At 71.3% G+C, this 23,257-nt stretch carries 20 protein-coding genes and 3 tRNA genes; 5 read left to right on the top strand and 18 right to left on the bottom strand.

Annotated elements, in window-relative coordinates:
• Positions 1-39: 39 nt before the first annotated feature.
• Together AC1MBW_RS07375 and AC1MBW_RS07370 are read right to left on the bottom strand one after the other, a co-directional pair.
• Positions 40-627 carry an amino-acid N-acetyltransferase gene (locus AC1MBW_RS07375; protein WP_480025987.1) on the bottom strand — a complete coding sequence of 196 codons (588 nt, stop codon included), beginning with the start codon at positions 625-627 and terminating at the stop codon, positions 40-42.
• Between the two features lie 171 nt (positions 628-798).
• Positions 799-3,288: an ATP-dependent Clp protease ATP-binding subunit gene (locus tag AC1MBW_RS07370; protein ID WP_043594568.1), complete on the bottom strand. Its 2,490-nt coding sequence runs from the start codon at positions 3,286-3,288 to the stop codon at positions 799-801.
• A gap of 182 nt (positions 3,289-3,470) precedes the next feature.
• Here AC1MBW_RS07370 and AC1MBW_RS07365 point away from each other — a divergent pair, with 182 nt between their 5' ends.
• A complete protein-coding gene (locus AC1MBW_RS07365) occupies positions 3,471-4,469 on the top strand; it encodes an NAD(+)/NADH kinase (RefSeq protein WP_071256031.1) in 999 nt (332 codons plus the stop codon).
• 261 nt (positions 4,470-4,730) lie between these two features.
• On the opposite strand, the gene AC1MBW_RS07360 is transcribed toward AC1MBW_RS07365, so the two are convergent.
• The 15 genes from AC1MBW_RS07360 to tilS form a co-directional block, all read right to left on the bottom strand.
• Positions 4,731-5,585, bottom strand: coding sequence for a serine protein kinase RIO (locus AC1MBW_RS07360; RefSeq protein WP_480025986.1), 855 nt, complete (start codon positions 5,583-5,585; stop codon positions 4,731-4,733).
• Positions 5,586-5,951: 366 nt separating this feature from the next.
• Positions 5,952-6,857 carry a hypothetical protein gene (locus tag AC1MBW_RS07355; RefSeq protein WP_480025985.1) on the bottom strand — a complete coding sequence of 302 codons (906 nt, stop codon included), beginning with the start codon at positions 6,855-6,857 and terminating at the stop codon, positions 5,952-5,954.
• A gap of 269 nt (positions 6,858-7,126) precedes the next feature.
• Positions 7,127-8,149 (bottom strand): sigma-70 family RNA polymerase sigma factor, encoded by a 1,023-nt coding sequence (locus tag AC1MBW_RS07350; protein ID WP_054145811.1) that lies wholly within the window; start codon positions 8,147-8,149, stop codon positions 7,127-7,129.
• A gap of 373 nt (positions 8,150-8,522) precedes the next feature.
• Positions 8,523-8,777, bottom strand: a complete 255-nt coding sequence (locus AC1MBW_RS07345; protein WP_082383283.1) for a hypothetical protein — start codon at positions 8,775-8,777, stop codon at positions 8,523-8,525.
• 216 nt (positions 8,778-8,993) lie between these two features.
• Positions 8,994-10,514 carry a lysine--tRNA ligase gene (gene lysS, locus AC1MBW_RS07340; RefSeq protein ID WP_480025984.1) on the bottom strand — a complete coding sequence of 507 codons (1,521 nt, stop codon included), beginning with the start codon at positions 10,512-10,514 and terminating at the stop codon, positions 8,994-8,996.
• A gap of 49 nt (positions 10,515-10,563) precedes the next feature.
• Positions 10,564-11,373: a Rossmann-like and DUF2520 domain-containing protein gene (locus AC1MBW_RS07335; protein ID WP_480025983.1), complete on the bottom strand. Its 810-nt coding sequence runs from the start codon at positions 11,371-11,373 to the stop codon at positions 10,564-10,566.
• Positions 11,370-13,241, bottom strand: coding sequence for a PH domain-containing protein (locus AC1MBW_RS07330; protein ID WP_480025982.1), 1,872 nt, complete (start codon positions 13,239-13,241; stop codon positions 11,370-11,372). The genes AC1MBW_RS07335 and AC1MBW_RS07330 overlap by 4 nt, the downstream gene beginning before the upstream one ends.
• Complete coding sequence (locus AC1MBW_RS07325) at positions 13,238-13,717, bottom strand: PH domain-containing protein (protein WP_480025981.1); 480 nt, start codon at positions 13,715-13,717, stop codon at positions 13,238-13,240. The genes AC1MBW_RS07330 and AC1MBW_RS07325 overlap by 4 nt, the downstream gene beginning before the upstream one ends.
• A gap of 90 nt (positions 13,718-13,807) precedes the next feature.
• A complete protein-coding gene (locus AC1MBW_RS07320) occupies positions 13,808-14,284 on the bottom strand; it encodes a DUF3180 domain-containing protein (protein WP_480025980.1) in 477 nt (158 codons plus the stop codon).
• On the bottom strand, positions 14,281-14,877 hold the full coding sequence (folK, locus tag AC1MBW_RS07315) for a 2-amino-4-hydroxy-6-hydroxymethyldihydropteridine diphosphokinase (RefSeq protein WP_480025979.1): 597 nt from the start codon (positions 14,875-14,877) through the stop codon (positions 14,281-14,283). Before folK ends, AC1MBW_RS07320 begins: the two co-directional genes overlap by 4 nt.
• An 11-nt stretch (positions 14,878-14,888) precedes the next feature.
• Positions 14,889-15,356 carry a dihydroneopterin aldolase gene (gene folB / locus AC1MBW_RS07310; protein ID WP_480025978.1) on the bottom strand — a complete coding sequence of 156 codons (468 nt, stop codon included), beginning with the start codon at positions 15,354-15,356 and terminating at the stop codon, positions 14,889-14,891.
• Positions 15,353-16,186 (bottom strand): dihydropteroate synthase, encoded by an 834-nt coding sequence (folP, locus tag AC1MBW_RS07305; RefSeq protein WP_480026087.1) that lies wholly within the window; start codon positions 16,184-16,186, stop codon positions 15,353-15,355. Before folP ends, folB begins: the two co-directional genes overlap by 4 nt.
• Positions 16,187-16,848: 662 nt before the next feature.
• Positions 16,849-18,840: an ATP-dependent zinc metalloprotease FtsH gene (gene ftsH / locus AC1MBW_RS07300; protein ID WP_480025977.1), complete on the bottom strand. Its 1,992-nt coding sequence runs from the start codon at positions 18,838-18,840 to the stop codon at positions 16,849-16,851.
• 125 nt (positions 18,841-18,965) lie between these two features.
• A complete protein-coding gene (gene hpt / locus AC1MBW_RS07295) occupies positions 18,966-19,517 on the bottom strand; it encodes a hypoxanthine phosphoribosyltransferase (RefSeq protein ID WP_043593236.1) in 552 nt (183 codons plus the stop codon).
• A 44-nt stretch (positions 19,518-19,561) separates the two neighbouring features.
• Positions 19,562-20,554, bottom strand: coding sequence for a tRNA lysidine(34) synthetase TilS (tilS, locus tag AC1MBW_RS07290; RefSeq protein ID WP_480025976.1), 993 nt, complete (start codon positions 20,552-20,554; stop codon positions 19,562-19,564).
• 70 nt (positions 20,555-20,624) lie between these two features.
• Between tilS and ppa the strand changes: the two genes are divergently transcribed.
• The gene (ppa, locus tag AC1MBW_RS07285; protein ID WP_054145021.1) at positions 20,625-21,116 is read left to right on the top strand and encodes an inorganic diphosphatase; all 492 of its coding nucleotides are present in this window, start codon (positions 20,625-20,627) and stop codon (positions 21,114-21,116) included.
• An 84-nt stretch (positions 21,117-21,200) separates the two neighbouring features.
• Here ppa and AC1MBW_RS07280 read toward each other — a convergent pair whose 3' ends face one another.
• The gene (locus AC1MBW_RS07280; protein ID WP_480025975.1) at positions 21,201-22,487 is read right to left on the bottom strand and encodes a peptidoglycan DD-metalloendopeptidase family protein; all 1,287 of its coding nucleotides are present in this window, start codon (positions 22,485-22,487) and stop codon (positions 21,201-21,203) included.
• Positions 22,488-22,820: 333 nt separating this feature from the next.
• Between AC1MBW_RS07280 and AC1MBW_RS07275 the strand changes: the two genes are divergently transcribed.
• From AC1MBW_RS07275 to AC1MBW_RS07265, 3 genes are all read left to right on the top strand, one after another.
• Positions 22,821-22,896: transfer RNA gene (locus tag AC1MBW_RS07275), tRNA-Glu, on the top strand.
• An 83-nt stretch (positions 22,897-22,979) separates the two neighbouring features.
• Positions 22,980-23,056, top strand: a tRNA-Asp gene (locus AC1MBW_RS07270).
• A 36-nt stretch (positions 23,057-23,092) separates the two neighbouring features.
• Positions 23,093-23,165: transfer RNA gene (locus AC1MBW_RS07265), tRNA-Phe, on the top strand.
• Positions 23,166-23,257: the final 92 nt, after the last annotated feature.

Below are 23,257 nucleotides of genomic sequence, written 5' to 3'. Positions count from 1 at the left end.
CTCGACCGACGCAGCGAACGTGAGTTCGTGCGCGAAGGACTACAGCGCGGGCAGCGCCTTGAGCATCCGCGAGTTGCCCAACGTGTTCGGCTTCACCCGAGCCAGGTCGAGGAACTCCGCCACACCCTCGTCGGTCGAGCGGACGAGCTCGCCGTAGACGTCCGGCGGCACGAGCCCTTCGTCGCCCACGTTGAGGTACCCGTGCTTCTCGAAGAAGTCGACCTCGAACGTCAGGCAGAACAGCCGACCGATCTCGAGCTTCCGGGCCGCCCCTTCGAGCGACTCGAGGAGGCGGTGGCCGACCCCCTTGCGGATCCACGCGGCGTCGAGGGCGAGCGTGCGCACCTCGGCCAGGTCGTCCCACATGACGTGCAGCGCGCCGCAGCCGATCGGCACCCCGTCGGGCCCGACCGCGATCTGGAACTCCTGGACGTCGCCGTACAGCGTCACGAGGTCCTTGCCGAGCAGGATGCGCTTCTGCACGAACGGTTCGCACAGCCGCTGGATGTGCGGCACGTCGCTCACGACCGCGTTCCGCACCGTGATGCCGTGCCGGTCGGCCCCGCCGAGCGGGTCGACACCGCCGACCCCGTCGACACCGGTGGGCGCGTCTGCCGCGTCTGACATGGAGCTCCTTCGAAGGCGACCCGAGGAGGCGCGGGCCGCCGCCCAGCCTAGCGACGCCTTCGCGACCCGGTCCCGGGTACGCCGAAGGGCGGCCCTCCTCGTGGAAGACCGCCCCGGGCGTCGAAGGCGACCCGCGCCTCCTTCGGTGTTGCTGTCGTGCTGGTGTCGCGCCTAGCTCTCGATCTCGGGGGCGTCGCCCACGAGGACCTCTTCGCGACCCGGCTGACGCGAGGTGGCGAAGGTGAACTCTCCGTCGACGAAGTCGACCTGGACGTGGTCACCCGCGTTGAGCTCACCCTGCAGGATGCGCTCGGAGAGCCGGTCTTCGACCTCGTGCTGGATAGCACGACGCAGCGGCCGCGCACCGAGCGACGGGTCGAACCCGATCTCGATGAGCCTCTCTTTCGCGGACTGCGAGAGGACGGCCGTCATGTCGCGGTCGAGCAGACGGTCGGACAGGCGCTTGATGAACAAGTCGACGATCTGCAGCAGCTCTTCCTGGTTGAGCTGCGGGAACACGATCGTCTCGTCGACGCGGTTCAGGAACTCGGGCTTGAAGTGCTTCTTGAGCTCTTCGGTGACCTTCGACCGCATGCGCTCGTAGGAGGTCGCCGTGTCGCCCTCGATCTGGAAGCCGACGGGGCCGCCCGTGATGTCTTTCGTGCCGAGGTTGGTCGTCATGATGATGACCGTGTTCTTGAAGTCGACGACACGACCCTGACCGTCGGTGAGACGACCCTCTTCGAGCACCTGCAACAGCGAGTTGAAGATGTCGGGGTGGGCCTTCTCGATCTCGTCGAACAGCACCACGGAGAACGGCTTGCGGCGGACCTTCTCGGTCAGCTGCCCGCCCTCTTCGAAGCCGACGAACCCGGGAGGGGCACCGAACAGACGCGAGACGGTGTGCTTCTCGCCGTACTCGGACATGTCGAGCGAGATCAGCGCGCCCTCGTCGTCGAACAGGAACTCGGCGAGCGCCTTGGCCAGCTCGGTCTTGCCGACACCGGTGGGCCCGGCGAAGATGAACGAGCCGGAGGGACGCTTGGGGTCCTTCAGGCCGGCACGCGTGCGGCGGATGGTCTTCGAGAGGGCCGCGATGGCCTGCTCCTGACCGATGACGCGCTGGTGCAGCGCCTTCTCCATGAAGACGAGACGCGAGGTCTCTTCTTCGGTGAGCTTGAAGACCGGGATGCCCGTGGCCTGGGCCAGCACCTCGGCGATGATGCCCTCGTCGACGGTTCCGCCGGCTCCGGCCTCGCCCGAACGCCACGTCTTCTCGAGACGGAGGCGCTCACCGAGCAGCTTCTTCTCTTCGTCGCGCAGCGAGGCGGCCTTCTCGAAGTCCTGGTCCTCGATCGCGCCCTCTTTCTGGCCGCGGACGCCGGCGATGCGCTCGTCGAACTCGCGCAGCTCGGGCGGCGCGGACAGGATCGACAGACGCAGGCGGGCGCCGGCCTCGTCGATCAGGTCGATGGCCTTGTCGGGCAGGAAGCGGTCGCTGACGTAACGGTCGGCGAGGTTCGCCGCCGCGACGATGGCGCCGTCGGTGATGGACACCTTGTGGAAGGCCTCGTACTTGTCGCGCAGCCCCTTCAGGATGTTGATCGCGTGGGGCAGCGAGGGCTCGTTGACCTGGACGGGCTGGAAGCGGCGCTCGAGCGCGGCGTCCTTCTCGAAGTGCTTGCGGTACTCGTCGAGCGTGGTCGCACCGATCGTCTGCAGCTCACCACGGGCGAGCAACGGCTTGAGGATCGACGCGGCGTCGATGGCACCCTCGGCGGCACCCGCACCCACCAGGGTGTGGATCTCGTCGATGAAGACGATGATGTCGCCGCGCGTGCGGATCTCTTTGGTGACCTTCTTCAGGCGCTCCTCGAAGTCACCGCGGTAGCGGCTGCCGGCGATGAGCGAGCCGAGGTCGAGCGAGTAGAGCTGCTTGTCCTTCAGCGTCTCGGGGACCTCGCCCTTGACGATCGCCTGGGCCAGGCCCTCGACGACGGCGGTCTTGCCGACGCCGGGCTCACCGATCAGCACGGGGTTGTTCTTCGAGCGACGGGAGAGGATCTGCATGACCCGCTCCATCTCTTTCTCGCGCCCGATGACCGGGTCGAGCTTGTTGTCGCGCGCGGCCTGCGTCAGGTTGCGACCGAACTGGTCGAGCACCTGGCTGCCGCCCTGCGCGCCCTGGGTCTGTTCGCCGCCCACGGCCACCGCCTCTTTCCCCTGGTAGCCGGAGAGGAGCTGGATGACCTGCTGGCGGACCCGGTTGAGGTCGGCGCCGAGCTTCACGAGCACCTGGGCGGCGACTCCTTCACCCTCGCGGATGAGGCCGAGCAGGATGTGCTCGGTGCCGATGTAGTTGTGGCCGAGCTGCAGCGCCTCGCGCAGGCTCAGCTCGAGGACCTTCTTCGCCCGGGGCGTGAAGGGGATGTGGCCGGTCGGCTGCTGCTGGCCCTGGCCGATGATGTCTTGCACCTGCTCGCGCACGGCGTCGAGCGAGATGCCCAGCGACTCGAGGGCCTTGGCGGCGACGCCTTCGCCCTCGTGGATCAGACCGAGCAGGATGTGCTCGGTGCCGATGTAGTTGTGGTTCAGCATCTTCGCCTCTTCTTGGGCGAGGACGACGACGCGACGGGCACGGTCGGTGAATCTCTCGAACATCTTCTTTGCTCCCTAGGTGGCGGGGTGGTTGTCGCCACCGAATGTGCATCTGGCGCCCGCAGGGTTCGGCACCGGTTTACAGAGAGAGTAACCAGGCCCCGGGGCTTAATCTGCCCCTGTTCGCTGGGGGCATAGAGCAGTGCGCAGGCGGGCTGACAGGGGTACCGGTTAGCCTCGCGTCCATGGGCAAGTTCACGGTCGGCCTCGTTCCGCACCCCACGAAGTCGGTGCTCGACAGCGTCGAGATCATCCGCGGCTGGACGACCCGCTCACAGGCGCACCTCGTCGCCATGACCTCCGACGCGGCCCGGGTCGGCGACGGCGTCGAGCTGGTCGACGAGCGCACCTTCCGCGAGCGCGTCACCGTCGTGGTGGCCCTCGGCGGCGACGGCACGATGCTCGGCGCCATGCGGCTCGTCGCCGAACGTCCCGTGCCCGTGCTCGGGGTCAACTACGGCAACGTGGGCTTCCTGGTCGAGGTCGAGCCGCACGAACTGCCCGAGGCGCTCGACCGCGTCGGCCAGAAGCAGTTCTCGCTCGAACCGCATCACGCCCTCGAGGTCACGCACTCGACGACCGGCTTCGAGAACACCTACCTCGCCTTCAACGACGCCTCGGTGGCCCGCCGCCCGGGCGAGGGCGTCGTCTCGGCCGACCTCGTGCTCGACGAGACGCCCTACGGCTACTACAAGGCCGATGCGATCGTCGCGGCGACGCCGGCCGGCTCGACCGCCTACAACTACGCCGCGGGCGGGCCGATCCTGTCGCCCGCGATCGCCGCCGTCGTGGTCACCCCGGTGGCGCCGATGTCGGGCATCGACCGCTCGGTCGTCCTCGGCCCGCGCGAGCAGCTGCGGTTCGAGATCGGCGACGGCACGCACTCGGCGGCGCTCGAGGTCGACGGCCGCGTGGTCGCCGACGTCAGCGAGGGCTGCGTCATCAGACTCGTGCTCCGGCGTGACGCAGGCCAGGTGATCCGGCTCGACGCCGACCGGCACGGCCGCAAGGGCCGCCTCAAGCTCAGCCTGCTCGACCTGCCGCTGCGAGAAGACCAACTGCTCGAGCTCGTCCCGACCGACGTCCGGGCCCGCTTCCGCGAGCGCGCCGAACGCGCCGGCGGCATCGCCGGTGTCGCCCACGACGACGACACCGCCGTCACCGGCATCAGCCCCGTGCACTGACGACACGACGGGTCCCGGTCTCCGGTCGAGTGGTCCCGAATCGTCGTTCGCCCGGCGGTGAAGGACGATTCGGGACCACTCGACCGCGGCCGCCGTGCGTGACGCCCGGTGCGACGCCCGGTGCTCGGACGCGACCGCCCGCAGGAGGCGCGGTGCGCGGCGATCGCGCACCGCGCCTCCTGCGCTCTGCCGCCGTCCCGCAGCCCGGGCCCGGCCCCGGCCCCGGGCCCGGGCCCGGGCCCGGGCCCGGGCCGCCTCCGGCTAGTACACCTCGCCCAGTGCCTCGGCGAAGACCTGCTCGGGGTCGCGCACGAACCCGCGTCGGGCGAACCAGGAGCAGACGTTGCGGCAGTCGCGTTCGAGCAGGTCGACTCCGGTCGGGTTGCTCGCGACGTCCACCAGCTGCGGCACGTCGATGGCGACCACGCGCCCGTCGTGGACGAGCAGGTTGTACGGCGAGAGGTCGCCGTGCGCGAAGCCGGCCCGAGCGAAGCCGATGACGATCTCGTGCACCTGCTCGAACAACGGCCACAGCGCGGCACCGTCGTCCTTGACCTGGGCGAGGCGTGGAGCGGCCTCGGCCCCGTGCCCGATGAACTCCATCAGGATCTCGGTGCCGCTGATCTGCACCGGGTAGGGCACCGCGACGCCGAGCGAGTGCATGCGGCAGAGCGCGTCGAACTCGGCCGCGGCCCAGAGCCCGGCCTGCACGCGGCGTCCGTGCGCCGACGAGCCGCGCGCCATGGCCCGGCCGTCGCGGGTGTTGCGCACACGACGGCCCTCGCGGTACTCGGACGAGCGGTGGAAGTCGCTCTGCTCGGGCCCGCGGTACCGCTTCGCGGCCAACGAGGAGGCGCGGGCTCCGTCACCGGCGCCCAGCACGACGTCCGCCGGCACGGCTCGGTCGATCAGGTGGACGTCGGCCTCCTTGCCGCTCTTGACGACGCCGAGCTCGGTGTCGATCGCGGCGGCGGAGGTGACGACCCAGGCGGGCCAGGGCCGGGGCCCGCGTTCGGTGGGGGTGGCGGCCGGCCAGGTGGACCAGCGCTGGTCGGCGTCGGGGTCGGGGCCGATGGTGGAGAAGGTGGGTACGACGGGATCGTCGGAGGAGGTCAAGCTGTGCTCCAGGGGAGGCGGAGACCGGCCCGGCGGGCGCGACGAGCGTCGCGCGGCTGTCGCTACGGGCGGAGGGTCTCGGGGTGAGTGGGGTACGCGTGGTGTGCGTTGACGGCAGTCATGCTCATCACCCCTCTCGTGGAGCCTCTCGTGGCGACGTGTCTCTCTCGCCCACGAACGTCTCGTGGTCCGGCCACCTCGTGGCCCTGGTCCGCCCACGGTACCGCCCCGCGCCTCCTCTGTCGACGGTCGTTCTCCCGTCGGCCGCCGGTCGAGTGGTCCCGAATCGTTGCTCGTCCGCGCACGGAGGACGATTCGAGACCACTCGACCGCCGCAGCGCGGGACGCGCGGGGGCGCGACGCGCTTCACGACAGCAAGCGTCGGACGCGGGCGACGACTTCGTCCGCCCGGCGCCCGTGCAGGTCGTCGTCCGTGCACCGGACCGTGCGCCAACCGGCATCGGCGAACCTCTCACGACGCCGGATGTCCCGCCGGAAGCGTCCTGGGTCACGACGGTGCTCGTCGCCCTCGTACTCGACGGCGAGCTTGCACCACGCGTACCGGAGGTCGGGCTTGCCGAGGTATCGCCCGTCCTGGTCGTACGTGCGGACGTTGATCTCGGGTTCGGGAAGCCCAGCCCGCATCAGGAGGAGGCGGAGCTCGGTCTCTTTCGGTGACTCGACTCCGGGTCGCACCAGTGCTCGAGCTTCTCGCACGCTCGCGATGCCCCGAGCTCGTCCGACCTCGAGGATCGCCCGGTCCAGCTCGTCGAGTGGCCGGCGCCGCGCCTCGGGCAGGGTCGACCACGATCCGGCGAGGGCGTCACCGATCCGGACGAGTTCGTCGAGTGACAGCAGCTGCCCTGAGCGCACCCACGCCGAGATCGGCTCGGCAACCGGGAGCCCGTCCACGAGTCCCGACGGCTCGGGAGCGGCGCGATGTCCCACGACGCCGTTGCGGCGGACGCTGCGTCCCGTCGAACTGCTCACGTGCAGCGGTTCCTGTCCGCGTTCCACCCTGGCGGGGACGGGCAACCCCCAGAGCGCCAGGGCCGTGACGTGGGAGAAGTACCACCCGTCCATCATGACCGGCACCAAGCCGCGGGCCCTGTCGGCGACGGTCTCGATCGGGTGTCCCGCGGCGACCCTCACCCCGTGGTGTGGTCGCGCGAGGTCCGGCCCCCGCATCCGCTCGGTACCGAGACCCGCGGCCTTGCCCTGCGCGACGGAGAAGGGCTGCTCGAGTTCTCGGGGGATGGCGATGCGGGGCATGACGCGACCCTGTCCGCCGAACCCGACCCGCGCCTCCTCTCGTGACGTTTCTGTGCACGACCACGCCCCCTCACGCGATGGGGACGAGTCGTCCGCGTCCCATCGAGCGGTCGAGTGGTCCCGAATCGTCCTTCGTGACGCGGGGAAGGACGATTCGGGACCACTCGCCCCCGCGACGCGAGACACGACGGACTCGGGCACGGGCACGACGAAGGGCCGCCGCCCGGGACGACCCGGGGCGACGACCCTCGCGTGGTGCGACGTGGGACCTACTGCAGGTAGAGCTGCAGGTCCTGGCTGACGGCCTTCGCGAACATGCGGAGGCGGGCACGGCTCTCGACCCGCGAGACGGCCTGGCGCGACGAGTGGACGCGCTTCGAGATCTCGTCGAGGGTCATCGGCTGGTCGTCGTCGAGGCCGAAGCGCATGCGGATGACGCGCGCCTCGTCCTCGGGCAACGTCGCCACGAGGGCGTGCATGTCGCGGTTCAGCAGCGAGCTCTCGGTGGCCTGCGTGGGCGACGGGGTCTCTTCGTCCTCGATGAAGTCACCGAGCTCGCTGTCTTCGGCGTCGCCGACGACGGTGTGGATCGACACCGGCTCGTGCGACCGCGACTTCAGCTCGATGAGGTCGGCGACCTCCATGGCGACCTCTTCGGCGACCTCGTCGACGGTGGGCGCACGGCCCAGGTCGACGGTCAGGTCGCGCTCGGCCCGCGAGATGCGGTTGATGCGCTCGACCGTGTGCACCGGGATGCGGATGGCACGGGCCTTGTCGGCGAGGCCGCGGGCGATGGCCTGACGGATCCACCAGGTGGCGTAGGTCGAGAACTTGTAGCCCTGCGTGTAGTCGAACTTCTCGACGGCACGGACGAGCCCGAGGTTGCCCTCCTGGATGACGTCCATGAAGGGCAGGCCGCGCTGCGTGTAGCGCTTGGCGATGCTGACGACGAGGCGGAGGTTCGCGGTGATCATGCGGTCCTTCGCACGCTCGCCGTCGTGCTGCAGCCAGCGGAGGTCGCGGAGCATCTCGGCGTGGGCCTTGGTGCGGTTCTTCTTGACCGCGTCGGCCGCCTGCAGCTCTTTGAGCTTCTCGCCGGCGAACAGCCCGACCTCGATGCGGCGGGCGATCTCGGTCTCTTCGGCTGCGTCCAGCAGCGGCATGCGACCGATGTGGCGGAGGTAGTCGCCGACCTGGTCGGTGGAGGCCCCTCGGACCTGCGACAGGACCTCGACCTCGGTGTCGTCGGTCGCTGTGGTGGTGTTGCGCGTGGTGACGGAAGTGGTCGTCATCGTTCTCTCCCTGCTCGAGTACTGACCTGGTGTCGCGTCGATTAGTTCGTGAAGCTCTTCGGCGTACTCAAAGTCTGGCGTGCGGCACCGGGCCGCCCAAAGCCGGCGGAGGCCCTCGCGACGGTTCTCGGAGCGCACGTCCAGAGTTTCGACGCCCACGGGGTACGAAGACGAACGACGTTTGACAGCAGCCCGGAACGGGTATAGGCGGCCGTTATCACGGCGGGGGTACACATTCCCAGGTTGCTCACCGGAAACTCGGCCGCAGATCTGTCGGGGTACGACGAACGGCACCGCGAGCCCAGGAGGCGCGGTGCCGTGACCCGAGGACACCCCCGTCGACGACGGGCCCCGGTCGTGGAGCGGAGCGGGGTCAGACCGCGCTGCGACCGGTGCGGTCGGCTCGGTCGGCCCGAGCGGCGACGCCGGCGCGGTCGGCCAGGTCGCGCGACTCGGCGCGCTCCTCGGCCTCGGCCCTGGCACGCTCTTCGGCTTCGACCTTGGCGTAGGCGGCCCGCTCGGTGCGGTCGGAGCGCAGCAGTGCCCTGACGATGAACCAGAAGATGAGGCCCACGAGGATGGTGGGCGTCAGGGAGAAGACGATGGCTCCGGCAAGGGACTCAGGCACCCGACCAGGGTACGTCGCCCTCCCGGGGAAAACCACGTGCACCTCTCGACGACGAGACGAGCGCGCGGAGGACGGAGGCGCGGTGCCCGACCGGCACCGCGCCTCCTGCGCTCGTGCGGGCCGTGAACCACGATCCGTGCGATGAACCACGAAGAAGAGGGGTTCATCGCACGGACCGTGGTTCACGGGCGGACGAGCAGGCCCACCGCCTGCCGCCTACTTGACGAGCGGGAAGAGGATCGTCTCGCGGATGCCGAGGCCCGTGATCGCCATCAGCAGGCGGTCGATGCCCATGCCCATGCCGCCGCTCGGCGGCATGCCGTGCTCGAGCGCGGTGAGGAAGTCGTCGTCGAGGCGCATGGCCTCGGCGTCGCCGCGGGCCGAGAGGGCGGCCTGCTCGACGAAGCGCTCGCGCTGGATGACCGGGTCGACCAGTTCGGAGTACGCGGTGGCGAGCTCGAAGCCGCGGACGTAGAGGTCCCACTTCTCGACGACGCCGGGCTTCGAGCGGTGCTGACGGACCAGCGGGCTCGTGTCGACGGGGAAGTCGACCACGAAGGTCGGGCGGTCGAGCGACGGCTTGACGAAGTGCTCCCAGAGCTCTTCGACGAGCTTGCCGTGGGTCTCGTGCGGTACGACCAGGTCGACGGTCGCGGCGAGCGCCTGCAGGTCGGCCACCGTGGTCGCCGGCGTGATCTCGACGCCCGAGGCCTCGCTGAGCGACTCGTACATCGGCACGCGGGCCCACTCGCCGCCGAGGTCGTACTCGGTGCCGTCGGCGAGGGTGACGAGGTGCGAACCGGAGACGGCCATGGCGGCGTTCTGCACGAGCTCTTGCGTCAGACGGGCCATCTGGTCGTAGTCGCCGTAGGCCTGGTACGCCTCGACCATCGCGAACTCGGGCGAGTGCGTCGAGTCGGCGCCCTCGTTGCGGAAGTTGCGGTTGATCTCGAAGACGCGGTCGATGCCGCCGACGACGGCCCGCTTGAGGAACAGCTCGGGCGCGATGCGCAGGTAGAGCTCGGTGTCGAACGCGTTGCTGTGCGTCTGGAACGGTCGGGCCGCGGCGCCGCCGTGCATCGTCTGCAGCATGGGCGTCTCGACCTCGAGGTACTCGTACGAGTCGAAGGTGCGGCGCAGCGACGAGACCGCGGCGGCCCGGGCGCGGACGGTGGCGCGGGCCTGGTCGCGCACGATCAGGTCGAGGTAGCGCTGGCGCACGCGCGTCTCTTCGCTGAGCTCGGAGTGCAGGTTCGGCAGCGGCAGGATCGCCTTGGCCGCGATGGACCACTCGGTGACCATGATGGACAGCTCGCCGCGACGCGAGGAGATGACCTCGCCCTTCACGAAGACGTGGTCGCCCAGGTCGACCAGTTCCTTCCAATCGGCGAGGCGCTGCTCGCCCACCTCGGCGAGCGAGACCATGGCCTGGATGCGGCTGCCGTCGCCCGCCTGGAGCGCGGCGAAGCAGAGCTTGCCGGTGTTGCGGGCGTGCACGACGCGGCCGGCGAGCCCGACGACGTCACCCGAGCGGCTGTCGGTCTCGAGCTCGGCGTACCGGGCGCGGACCGCACCGATCGTGTCGGTGATCGGCACGCCGACCGGGTACGCCTCGACGCCGGCCTCGAGCAGGCGGGCTCGCTTGTCGAGCCGCACCTGCTTCTGCTCCGACGCCTCGCGCGCGGCGGTGGCTGCCTCGTCGTCGGGGGTGGTGGTCGGGTCGGGCGCGGCGGTCATGTGTCAGGTGCTCCTGGGGTGGTGGAGGGGGCGGGAGGCGCGGGCCGGGTCAGGCGCGCGGGTCACCGAACGCGGTGGGGCCGTCGTCGAACGAGGCCATGTCGATGGTACCGGGGCCGACCGCGCCGCCGGCCTCGCCGAGGGCGGCGTCCATGGCCGACCGCATCAGCGGCGCGAGCAGGCGGCCGGGCTCGGGCAGGCCCAGCTCGGTCAGCAGACCGACCGACTGGGCGACGATCGCGGCCGAGAACTCGGTGGCCGTCGCGACCGCCTCGGCGTAGCGGGCCCGGTCGGCCTCGGCAATGATGACCGGCTCGGCACCCATCTCGACGACGAGCGCCTGGCCGATCGGCTGCACGGGGGTCGGCGCGGTGACGGCGCACCAGGCGTCGCGCAGCCGGACGAGGTCGATGGTCGTGCCGGTGAAGGCGAGGGCCGGGTGGATCGCCAGCGGGATCGCCCCCGACGAGAGCGCGGGCCGCAGCACCTCGAGCCCGTGACGGGGCGACGTGTGCACGACGAGTTGGCCGGGCTGCCAGGTACCCGTCGCGGCGAGACCCTGCACGAGGTCGGCGAGCTGGTCGTCGGGCACCGCGAGCAGCACGAGCTCGCTGCGCTCGACGATCTCGGGCACGGTCAGCACGGGCACGCCGGGCAGGATCGCCTCGGCCCGGTCGCGGCTGCGCTCGGACACGGCCGAGATGCCGACGATCGCGTGGCCCGCCGCGGCGAGTGCCGCACCGAGCACGGGCCCGACGCGACCGGCACCGACGATGCCCACGCCGAGGCGGCCGCTGCGGCGGTCGGAGCCGCCCGGGGGCCGGCGGCGGTCGTCGCGCGGGTCGCGGGGGTCGGTCACGGGGTCTCCTCGCTCCAGCGGTGGGTGCGGTCGGCGTGGGCGGCGGCGACCGCCTCGCGGCCGGCGGTCGTGAAGAAGCCGAGGGCGTCGTCCTGGTCGAGAGCGCCGATCTCGGCCACGATCGGCCCCTGGACGGTGTGCAGGTGCACGGTCGCGAGCCGCAACCGCCGACGCAGCGGACCCTGCACGAGGCCGACGCTCTGCACCCGGGGCAGCGGCACGATGACGAGCTGTCGCCAGATCGCGCCCTTGCGCAGCAGCAGCGCGCCCGGCGCCGTGCGGAACCCGTTGCGGCGCCACGAGAACCAGCGCAGCACGGCGGCCCGCCGCGGCGACACGGTGAAGCCGCCGTCGGTGCCGCTCGACCTCAGGCCGCCCTCGACGAGCGAGAGGGTGTGCTCGGTCGTCGCCTCGACCGCGTCGCGGACGGCAGGAGGCGCGGCCTCGCCGGCCATGGACGTCGCGTCCCCGAGCGCCTCGCCACCGAGAACAGGAGGCGCTGCCTCGCCGGTCGCGGAGGCGTCCGTCCTCGGGACCGTCGCGGAGACGACTGCCTCGGGGGTGCCCGCCTCGGGGACGTCGGCCGACGCGGTCGACCCGGCCCGCGCCTCCTCGGTGGCGACGCCCACGGCGGCCACGCCGACCAGCTCGGGCAGGACGAGTTCGAGGACGCGGCGGACGTCGTCCTCGTCGCCGACCGGCAGGATCGTCGTGTTCTCCTGCCCGGCGGCGCCCTTGGTGCTCGAGCGCGAGGCGCGGTTGATCTTGACGTCCCACCAGCCGAACGGGCGCCAGAGCAGCGGCTGGCTGACCTTGACCGAGTGGATGCGGCCGGGCGGCAGCGTCTCGTTCGAGGTCGAGAACAGGCCGTAGCCGATGCGGACCCCGTCGCGCGTGCCGGCGATCGTGTACCGCAGTGACTTCGTGATGCGGTTGACGTAGAACCCGCCCGAGCCGAGCACGGCCGGCAGCAGCACGAAGAGCAGGAACCACTCGCCCGTCGTGACCACGCTGATCACGATCGCCACGACGGCGGCCAGCAGGAACAGCGTGTACCCGCTCAGGACGGTCGACCCGATCAGGCGGCCGGGCGAGAGGGCCACGACCGACTGCGGCGGCGCCTCGTCGGGGTCGAGCTCGGGCGCGAGGAACTCGTTCGCGCGCTGCTCGACGAGACCGCCGAAGCCCTGTCGGTGCGGGGCATGGGCGTCGGGGTGCCCCGTGGTCGTGGGTCCGGCAACCGAGTCGGCCGGCGCACCGGCTGCGCTCGTCGTCGGCGAGTGCGGCTGCTGCGCCCCGCCCGCCCGCCGCAGGATCTCGCGGCGCAGGTCGTCCGCCGACGCCGAGCGCAGGTAGGCGAGGTTCACGTTGGCGTCCTGCCCGGCCTGGTTGACCTCGAGCTTGGCGGCACCGAAGACGCGGGCGAGCAGCGGGCGCTGGATGTTGATGCCCTGGATGCGGTCGAGCCGCGCCCGCCGGTTGGTGCGGAACACGATGCCGCTGCGCACCTCGACCACGTCGTCGCCGACCCGGAACGTGTGCATGCGCCACGACAGCCAGAACCCGCCGACGAACAGGGCGATGACCACGACCACGGCCAACAGCAGCAGGCCCAGCCAGCCCTGCTCGACGACGTAGCCGAACGGGTCGCCCTCGTCGCCCCGCCGACCGCCGGGCACGAACAGCTCGACGACGTACTCGCGTGCGTTGTTGAACAGGATGACGAGCACCGCGGCCAGCGCGATGCCGCCCTTGAGCAGCGGGGTGGCCGGGTGCAGGCGGTGCCACTCGCCGTCGGTGAGGGCGGCGACGTCCGGAGGCGCGGGTCGGCCTCCGCCCCCGTCCGCTCCGGTGCGGGGGTCGCTCACAGACCGGCCCGCCGCGATTCGGCCAGCTCGACGAGGCGGTCGCGCAGCCGCTCGGCCTCGTCGGCGGGGACGCCCGGGATCGTCACGGCCGACGCCGCGGCCGCGGTGACGAACTTGAGGTCGCTGAGACCGAGCGCCCGGACGACCGGGCCCCGGTTGATGTCGATGAGCTGCATGCGGCCGTAGGGCACGGCCACGACCCGCAGGTACAGGATGCCCTTGCGCAGCAGCAGGTCGTCCTCTCGCAGCTGGTAGCCGATCGCCCGGACGCGACGGGGGGTCAGGGCGGCGACGACGATCGTCACGAGCACGACGGCGGCGGTGATCGCGTAGGTCCACCACTGGCCGATGAACCAGAGCGGGACGGTGGCGCCGGCCACGATCAGCCCGGTGACGACGTAGCCGACCAGCTCGGGCCAGACGTACCGGGGCGAGACGCGGGTCCACTGCGCGTCGGGGATGTCGAGTCGGTCCATGTCGGCGTCTCTTCCGGTCGGCGGCGGTGTCGTGCGGCAGCGATGTCGTGCGACGGTCTCGTCGTGCGACGGCGGCGGGGCCGCGGGCGGTCAGACCGCTTGCGTCCCCGGGCCCTGGCCGTTCTCGTCGTCGGCGGGCGGGACGGTGCACATGCGTTCGGCGACGATGCCGGCCACGAGCAGCCCCGCACCGCCGACGACGGCGACGATCGCGGGCACGAGCGAGCCTACAGCGACCCCCACGCCCCGCGAGAGGACGAACAGCAGGACTCCCCCGGCGAACCCGCCGAACAGGGCGCCGGACAGGCTGCTCGCCTTGGCCAGCAGCAGCACGCGGGTGGCGTAATAGGGGTCGACGCGCTCCTTGCTCGACCCGGTAGCGACGCGGTGCACGGGCACGGCCATCGAGACGACGACACCGCCGATGCCGAGCAGCACGAGGCCGAGGGCGACGGGCAGCACGATCGACGGCTGACGCAGGGCGACCAGGACCGAGTCGAGGACGAAGCCGGCGGCCACGGCCACGATGATCAGGCCGACCAGGGTGGAGGGGCGGGTGTGCTTCACGGGGCTCCTGGGCTGGGGTCGGGGGTCGGGTCCTGAGCGGTCCCACGGTCGGACGGGGTCTCGGGTGCGGGGTCGAGCAGCGGGGTCGCCCCCGGCACGGGACGGGTGCGCTCGGTGAGCCGGGACGCCAGGTCGGCGACCCGCCCTGCTCCGGCGAGCCGCGCCTCCGGGTCCAGCTGGAGCCAGGGCTCCAGCACGAACGCCCGCTCGGCGGCACGGGGGTGCGGCACCTGCAGGCGCTCGGTGTCGATGCGCTCGTCGTCGAGGGCGACGACGTCGAGGTCGAGGGTCCGGTCGCCCCACCGCACGTCGCGGGTGCGCCCGTGCATGGCCTCGATCGCCTGCAGCGCGTCGAGCAGGGCGTCGTCGTCGAGCGTGACGTCGGCGAGCAGGACGGCGTTGAGGTAGGTCGGCTTGCCCGGATCGAGGCCTTCGGGCGTGACGGCGGTCGACGACACGGGGGCGGACGCGGCGACCACCGTGATGCCGGGCGTCGCGTCGACGGCCCGGACGGCGTCGCGCAGCAGGGTGTCGCGGTCGCCGAGGTTCGAGCCGAGGGCGATCACCGCGCGGCGGACGCTCGCCCCGCTCACGCTCGCCCCGCTCACGCTCGCTCCCGGCTGATCGTGATCGACACGTCGCCGAACGGCACGGTGATGGGGGCCCCCGGCTTGTGCACGGTGACCTCGGTGGCGACGGCCGGGGGGTGGCTCAGCACGACGGCGGCCAACCGCTCGGCGAGGGTCTCGATCAGGTCGACCGGGTCGCGCTCGACGGCGGCCACGAGTTCTTCGGCCAGGACTCCGTAGTGCACGGTCTCGCCGAGGTCGTCACCGGACGCCGCGGACGTGGTGTCCAGGTGCACGACGACGTCGACGACGAACTCCTGACCGTCGCGGCGCTCGTGGTCGAAGACGCCGTGGTGGCCGGTGGCCCGCACGCCGCTGAGACGCAGCACGTCGAGGCCGCGGGCGCGGAGGGCCGGCACGAGCTCGCCGACCGGTACGGGCTCGCCGAACGGCTCGTGCTCGTGCCCGGGCAGGCCGTCGGACCGGGTCCCGACGCCGCTCACGCGTGCCTCGCCGGTCGTCGGGGAGCCGCGGCGGCCTCGGTCCACGCCTGCAGCACGTCGAGGGCCGCGCGGGTGCCGGCGACGTCGTGCACGCGCACGCCCCAGACGTCGGCCTGCGCCGCCAGCACGCTGATCACGGCGGTCGCGGGGTCGCGGTCGACGGGCGGCGCGCCCTCGGGCAGGAGGTCGGCCAGGAACCGCTTGCGCGACGCGGCGACGAGCACGGGCAGGCCCAGGCGGCCGAGCACGTCGAGATGGGCGAGCAAGTGCCAGTTGTGGGTGGCGTCCTTCGAGAACCCGAGCCCGGGGTCGAGCACGATCGCCGACGAGTCGACGCCCCGGGCCACGAGGTCGTCGACGCGCGCGCCGAGTTCGTCGGCGACGGTGCCGACGACGTCGCCGTCGTAGTCGCGCGACGTGGCGGCGGGTGCGTGCCCCGATCCGTCGAGTCGACCGCGCCAGTGCATGACCACGAAGGTGCGTCCGCTCTCGGCGACGACCCGGGCCATGTCGACGTCGGCGAGACCGCCCGACACGTCGTTGACGATCTCGGCGCCGGCCTCGAGCGCGGCGGCGGCGGTCGACGCGTTCATCGTGTCGATGCTGACGCGCACCCCCTCGGACGCGAGTTCGCGCACGACCGGCAGCACGCGACGCAGCTCGTCGGCCGGCTCGACGCGAGCGGCACCGGGCCGGGTCGACTCACCGCCGACGTCGACGACGTCGGCGCCCTGCGCCACGAGGGCGCGGGCGTGGGCCAGGGCGGCGTCGACGTCGAGATGACGACCGCCGTCGCTGAACGAGTCGGGCGTGACGTTGAGCACGCCCATGACCGCCGGGCCGGGTCGTCGGGCGGTGGACCGGTCGCGCGAGCGTCGGAGGACCGGCTCAGGAGGCGCGGCGTGCGACCCCGGGCCGGTCGCGACCCGGTCACGCACCGCGGGTGCCGCGTGCGAACCGCTGCGCTGCCGCTCGGGTCGTGGCCGGGCCTCGAGCACGGGGTCGGCGTCGTCGAACGACCGCTCGTGCAGCGGCCCCTCGAACCGGCCACCGGCCACCAGCCGACGACCCGAGCGGACCGCGGCGGCCGGTGCCTCGGCGGGGAGGCTGGTCGCGGAGGTCGTCGCCGGGGTGTGCGTGACGGGCGGCAACTGGGCCGGCGGACGGACGGCCGCGGTCTCGTTCTGCGCCAGGACGAGTCGTCCCTGCGTGATCGGACCCGCGGCCAGCTCGTCGGCGGCCGCTCGGGCGGAGGCGGGGGGCGCGTCGACCACGACGTCGGCCGGGTACCGCTCACGACCGCGGGGCCGCTTCGTCGGTGCGCCGCTTCCCTGTCGGGCCGCAGCGGCCGGGCGGCCGTCGTCATCGGAGGCGGCGGGGGTGCCGCTGGACGGGTCGGTCACGAAGCGGTACCTCCGTTCGGTGCTCGGGACGAGCCCTCAGGCTAGCGACCGGCTGCGCCTCGGCGCAGCCGGTCGGGGCCGATCGTGCGTCAGGCCGTGGCGATGCCGGGCGTCGTGCGGGGCGGGCGCGTGCGGGACGGCTTGGTCGTCGGCTCGGAGTCGACGCCCCCGTCGACGGCTTCGGCGTCGACGGGCGACTTCGTCGGCATGGGGATGGCCGGACGGTCCGACACCGGACGCTTGTCGCTCGAGAGCCACTGGGGACGCTCGGGGAGCTTGCGGACGTCCTTGAAGATCTCGGCGAGCTCGTCGTGGTCGAGGGTCTCTTTCTCGAGCAACTCGCGGGCGAGGAAGTCGAGCACGTCGCGGTTGTCGTTGATGACCTCCCACGCCTCGTCGTGCGCCTGCTCGAGCAGGACACGCACCTCGGCGTCGACCGTCTCGGCGATGTTCTCGGAGTAGTCGCGCGAGCTGCCGTCGCGGCCCATCATCATCTCGCCCGACGCCTGGCCGAGCTTGACGGAACCGACCTTGTTGCTCATGCCGTACTCGGTGACCATCTTGCGGGCGGTCGCCGTGGCCTTCTCGATGTCGTTCGAGGCGCCGGTGGTCGGGTCGTGGAAGACCAGCTCTTCGGCGACACGGCCGCCCATGGCGTACGTGAGCTGGTCGAGCAGCTCGTTGCGGGTGACCGAGTACTTGTCTTCGAGAGGGAGGACCATCGTGTAGCCCAGGGCCCGACCGCGGGGCAGGATCGTGATCTTGGTCACGGGGTCGGTGTGGCGCATCGCCGCGGCGGCGAGGGCGTGACCACCCTCGTGGTACGCGGTGATGAGCTTCTCGTGGTCGTTCATGATGCGGCTGCGGCGCTGCGGGCCGGCCATGACGCGGTCGACCGCCTCGTCGAGGGCGCGGTTGTCGATCAGCTGCGCGTTCGAGCGCGCCGTCAGCAGGGCGGCCTCGTTGAGCACGTTGGCCAGGTCGGCACCGGTGAAGCCGGGCGTCTTGCGAGCCAGGACCTCGAGGTTGACCGAGGCGGCGAGGGGCTTGCCCTTGCCGTGCACCTCGAGGATCTGCTTGCGACCGTCGAGGCCGGGAGCGTCGACGCCGATCTGGCGGTCGAAACGGCCGGGGCGCAGCAGGGCCGGGTCGAGCACGTCGGGACGGTTGGTCGCCGCGATCAGGATGACGTTGGTCTTGACGTCGAAGCCGTCCATCTCGACCAGCAGCTGGTTGAGGGTCTGCTCGCGCTCGTCGTTGCCGCCGCCGATGCCGGCGCCGCGGTGACGACCGACGGCGTCGATCTCGTCGACGAAGATGATCGCCGGGCTGTTCTGCTTCGCCTGTTCGAAGAGGTCGCGGACGCGGCTGGCGCCGACGCCGACGAACATCTCGACGAAGTCCGACCCCGAGATCGAGAAGAACGGGACGCCGGCCTCGCCGGCGACGGCGCGGGCGAGCAGGGTCTTGCCGGTGCCGGGAGGGCCGTAGAGCAACACTCCCTTGGGGATGCGGGCGCCGACGGCCTGGAACTTGGCCGGCTCTTTCAGGAACTCTTTGATCTCTTCGAGTTCTTCGATCGCCTCGTCGGCACCGGCGACGTCGGTGAACATGACCTGCGGCGTCTCTTTCGAGGCCAGCTTGGCCTTGGACTTGCCGAACTGCATGACCTTGCTGCCGCCGCCCTGCATGGACGAGAGCAGGAACCAGAAGATGACGCCGATGATCAGGAACGGCAGCAGGATGCTGAGCAGCGACATGAACCAGCTGGTCTGCGTGACGGTGTCGTCGAAGTTCTCGAGGTTCGCGTCGTTGACGGCGTCGACGACCTCGGAGCCACGCGGCGTCGCGTAGTAGAACTGCTCGGCCTTGTCGCCGTCCTTCAGGACGAGGTCGACCCGCTGCTCGTTGCTGAAGATCGTCGCCGACTTGACCTTGTCGGTCTGGATCGCCTCGAGGCCCTTCTGGGTCGAGATCTGGGTCGTGCCCGCCCCGCTGATGAGGCTCCACCCGATGCCGATGCCGATGACCGCGATCACGATGTAGATGATCGGACCGCGGAAGAGTTTCTTGAAGTCCATGTCAGTACGGGCGACGCCCGACACCTTTCTGCAGGAAGAACGTGAGCAAAAGGGTACATCGGGGCTGCTATGCCCTGGATGGGTGTTCGCCGAGGGCTTGATCCGCCCCGTCGGGGAGCGGACCGCTAGCTGTAGACGTGCGGGGCCAGCACCCCGACACCGCGCAGGTTGCGGTACTTCTCGTCGTAGTCGAGGCCGTAGCCGATGACGAAGTCGTTCGGGATCTCGAAGCCGACGTACTTGACGTCGACGGCGACCTTGGCGGCGGCCGGCTTGCGGAAGAGCGCGAAGATCTCGACCGACGCCGCGCCGCGCTTCTGCAGGTTCTCGAGCAGCCACGACAGCGTCAGGCCCGAGTCGATGATGTCCTCGACGATGATGACGTCGCGGCCGTGCAGGTCGCTGTCGAGGTCTTTGAGGATGCGCACGACGCCCGACGACTTGGTGCCCGAGCCGTACGACGAGACGGCCATCCAGTCCATGGCCGAGGCCAGCTTGAGCTCGCGCGAGAAGTCGGCCATGACCATGACGGCGCCCTTGAGCACGCCCACCAGAAGCGGCTCGCGGCCGACGTAGTCGGCCTCGACCTGCCGCGCGACCTCGGCGATCTTGGCGTGGATCTGCTCTTCGGTGTAGAGCACGCTGGTCAGGTCGGCCTCGATGTCGCTGAGTTCCATGGTGGTGTCGTGCTCCTGGGGTCGTGGGGTGCCGAGGGGGGATCTCAGGAGGCGCCGGTCGCCGAGAAGTGCAGCGCGCCTCCGGTGCGTTCCACTGTAACGCCCGGCAGCGACACCGCCCCCTGCCCGTGCCAGTCGGTGACCAGGCGCGCGACCTCGAGGGTCTGGATGCGGCTGAGCGAGACGCCGAACTCGCTCTGCACCGCGAGCCGGATGAGTCGCTGGCGCAGGGCCGCCGGGTTCGCGGCCAGCCCCCGGACGTCGAGCGAGATGCCCGCCTCGGCGTGGTCGGCCAGCTCTTCGGCCAGTTCGTCGGCGAAGTGGTCGAGGGCGGAGGAGTCCTCGCGCAGGGCGTCCGCCGTGCGCGCGAGCGCCTCGGTGATGCCCGGGCCCAGCTCGCGCTCGAGCATCGGCAGGACGGTCCGCCGCAGCCGCACCCGCGTGAAGGTCGGGTCGTCGTTGTGCGGATCGGCCCAGGCCTCGAGGCCGGCGTCGACGCACGCCGCCGCGGTGGTCGAGCGACCGACGGCCAACAGGGGGCGGGCGTAGAGGCCCGAGCGCGCCTCCATGCCGCTCAGGCTCGTCGCACCGCTGCCACGGGTGAGGCCGAGCAGCACCGTCTCGGCCTGGTCGTCCCGGGTGTGGCCCAGCAGCACGGTGCGGGCGCCCTGCTCGGCGGCGACGGACGACAACGCCTCGTAGCGGGCCGTGCGGGCCGCCGCCTCGGGGCCGCCCTCGGTGCCCACCGAGACCCGCACGACGACGACGGGGTCGAGTCCGAGGCCGCGCGCCTGGTCGGCCGCACGGGCCGCGACGGTGCGTGAGTCGCCCTGCAGGTCGTGGTCGACGACGACCGCCCCGGCCCGCAAACCCGCACGCGGCGCCTCGAAGGCGAGACCCGCCGCCAGCGCGAGCGAGTCGGGCCCGCCGCTCAGGGCGACCAGCACCAGGTCGCCTTCGTCGTGACCGGACAAGGAGGCGCGCATGGCACGTCGGACGTCGGCCGTCGCGGGGGTCAGGCGGGGTCTGTCGGGCATCTTGTAACGTTAGCGACACCGCCGACCCGTCGGGTCGGACCCCCTACGACGCATCGCAAGGAGCACACCCATGGCCGCGTACGACGCCGTGATCGAGATCCCCAAAGGCAGCCGCAACAAGTACGAGGTCGACCACGAGACCGGTCGCGTCTACCTCGACCGCGTCCTGTTCACCGGGTTCGTCTACCCGACCGACTACGGCTTCTTCGAGAACACCCTGGGCCTCGACGGCGACCCCGTCGACGTGCTCGTGCTGCTCGACTACCCGCTCTTCCCGGGTGTGGGCGTCAAGGTGCGTCCGGTCGGCGTCTTCAACATGACCGACGACGGCGGCAGCGACGCCAAGGTCATCGCCGTCCCCGCGAAGGACCCGCGCTGGGAGCACATCCAGGACGTCACCGACGTGCCCGAGTACCTCCGCAAAGAGATCGAGCACTTCTTCGAGCACTACAAGGACCTCGAGCCCGGCAAGTGGGTCAAGACCGAGGGCTGGGGCGACGCCGCCGAGGCCGAGGCCATCGTCGAGGCCGGCATCGCGAAGCTGGCCGACGAGGGACACTGACCTCCCGCACCACGGCATGACGAAGGGCCCGACACCACCTGGTGTCGGGCCCTTCGTCATGCCGCCGTCCGCGGACGGCGCCGCCTACAGGCGGATGCCGCGGTCGGCCATGAACGGCTGCGGGTTCTGCGCGACGCCGCCGACGCGGGTCTCGAAGTGCAGGTGGCAGCCGGTCGAGTTGCCGGTCGAGCCGACGTGACCGATCTGCTGGCCGGTGCCGACCGTCTGTCCGACGCTGACCATGATGCCGCCGTTCGGCTGGTGGCCGTACCCGGTCGTGAAGCCGTTGCCGTGGTCGATCAGCACGAAGTTGCCGTAGCCGCCGTACCAGCCGGCGTAGGTGACGACGCCCGCGGTCGCCGCGTAGATCGGCGAGTTGCAGCCCGCGGCGAGGTCGGTGCCCGCGTGCAGGATGTACGCGTGCGTCACCGGGTTGACGCGCATGCCGAAGCCACTCGAGATGTTGCCGCCGGCAGGACGCGTCCAGCCCTGGGGCGAGACGACCCCGAGGGCCGTGCCGTTGGTCGCCGCCGCTGCGGCGGCCGCGGCGGCGCGGGACTCCTCGACGCCCTTCTGGTACTCGGCCTCGGTGTGGTCGACGTTGGTCTTCAGGGTCTCGAGCTGGGCCTGGAGCCGAGCCTGGTTCTCCTGCTGCGCGGCGAGGGCGTCGCTCGCGGCCTGGGCGGCGTCGTTCGCGTCGGCCAGGGCCTGCTGCGCCGTGTCGGCCAGCACGGCGAGGGCGGCCTCGGCGACGGCGGCCTGGTCGCTCAGCCCCTGGGCGGTGTTGCGGTCCTGGGTGGCCTGCGCGTAGATGCCGTCGGCCTGCTCGGTGAGCTTGCTCATCGCGCCGAGCTTGTAGAGCAGCTGGCCGGCCTCACCCGGGTCGGCGATCAGGCTGCCGCTGACGCCGTTCGTGCCACCGGAGCGACCGAGCTGAGCGGCCAGCTGACCCGCACGCTCTTCGCTGGCGGCGGCCACCTTGTCAGCGGCGTCGGCTTGTGACTGCAGCTGCGTGGTCTTGTACTGCGCGTCGTCGTACGCGGACTGGGCCTTCTGCAGCTCGTCACCGCGCTTCTCGGCCTCGGTGTTCTTGGCGTCGAGGTCCGCCTGCATCTGGGTGAGGATGCCCTCGAGGTTGGTGATCTCGGCCTGTTTCGCGGCCTCGTCGCCCCGGGCCTTCTGGACGTCCTCCCACGACGGGTAGGACGCGGCGGTGGCCGAGGACGCGGGCAGTCCGACGACACCCGCGGTGAGCAGCAGGGACGCGGCGGCGATCGAGACGACGACGCGGGCGAGTCGCGACGACGGCGCGAGGGGACCCGACGTGAGGCTCGCCAGGCGGGCTCGACCGGGTCGGCGGGTGGTGGTCATCGAGTGGGTCCGATTCGTCGTGACGGCGTCGAGTCCGTGGGGCCGGTGGTCGCCGTGCTGGACACGGTAACCCCGGCGGGCGGTCCCGTACAGCACCACGAGGCGGTGACGACGGGCGGGCCGACCCGGGGGCGGGCCCGAACTCTCAAGAACGACTTGAAACTAGCCTCCGCTCGGACGATCGCCGGGCAATCACCACGGAGTGGCGGGCGAGTCGCGTGACCGGAACGGGGGACGAGGAGGCGCGCGCGTCGATGCGTGTCGCCCCCGTTTTGCATTTGCCCGCGATCATCCGTATGCTCTGTGATCGGTTGCTATGACGTCCTCGGACACGGCCCCATCGTTTAGTGGCCTAGGACACCGCCCTTTCACGGCGGCAGCACGGGTTCGAATCCCGTTGGGGTCACCAGCACCACCGCAAGACCGTACCGAGGCACCACCTGCACCAATCACAACAGAACATCGAGTACGCTGTGTCACAGCAGCAAGTTTGGCCCTGTAGCGCAGTTGGTTAGCGCGCCGCCCTGTCACGGCGGAGGTCGCCGGTTCAAGTCCGGTCAGGGTCGCCAAGGCGAGTTCATCGCCTGGGGGCTTCGGGCCCTCACGGCTGGGTAGCTCAGTTGGTAGAGCGTTCGACTGAAAATCGAAAGGTCCACGGATCGATGCCGTGTCCAGCCACAGAAGGCCCCGCTCAGGCGGGGCCTGACTCGTTTAACGGCCTGGCCGCGAGTGGGCACCGCGGCGCAGCCGCAGGTCGGCACAGCGGGACG

Source organism: Frigoribacterium sp. AP1, assembly GCF_056680555.1.
This window is presented reverse-complemented; position numbering and strand designations above follow the sequence as displayed.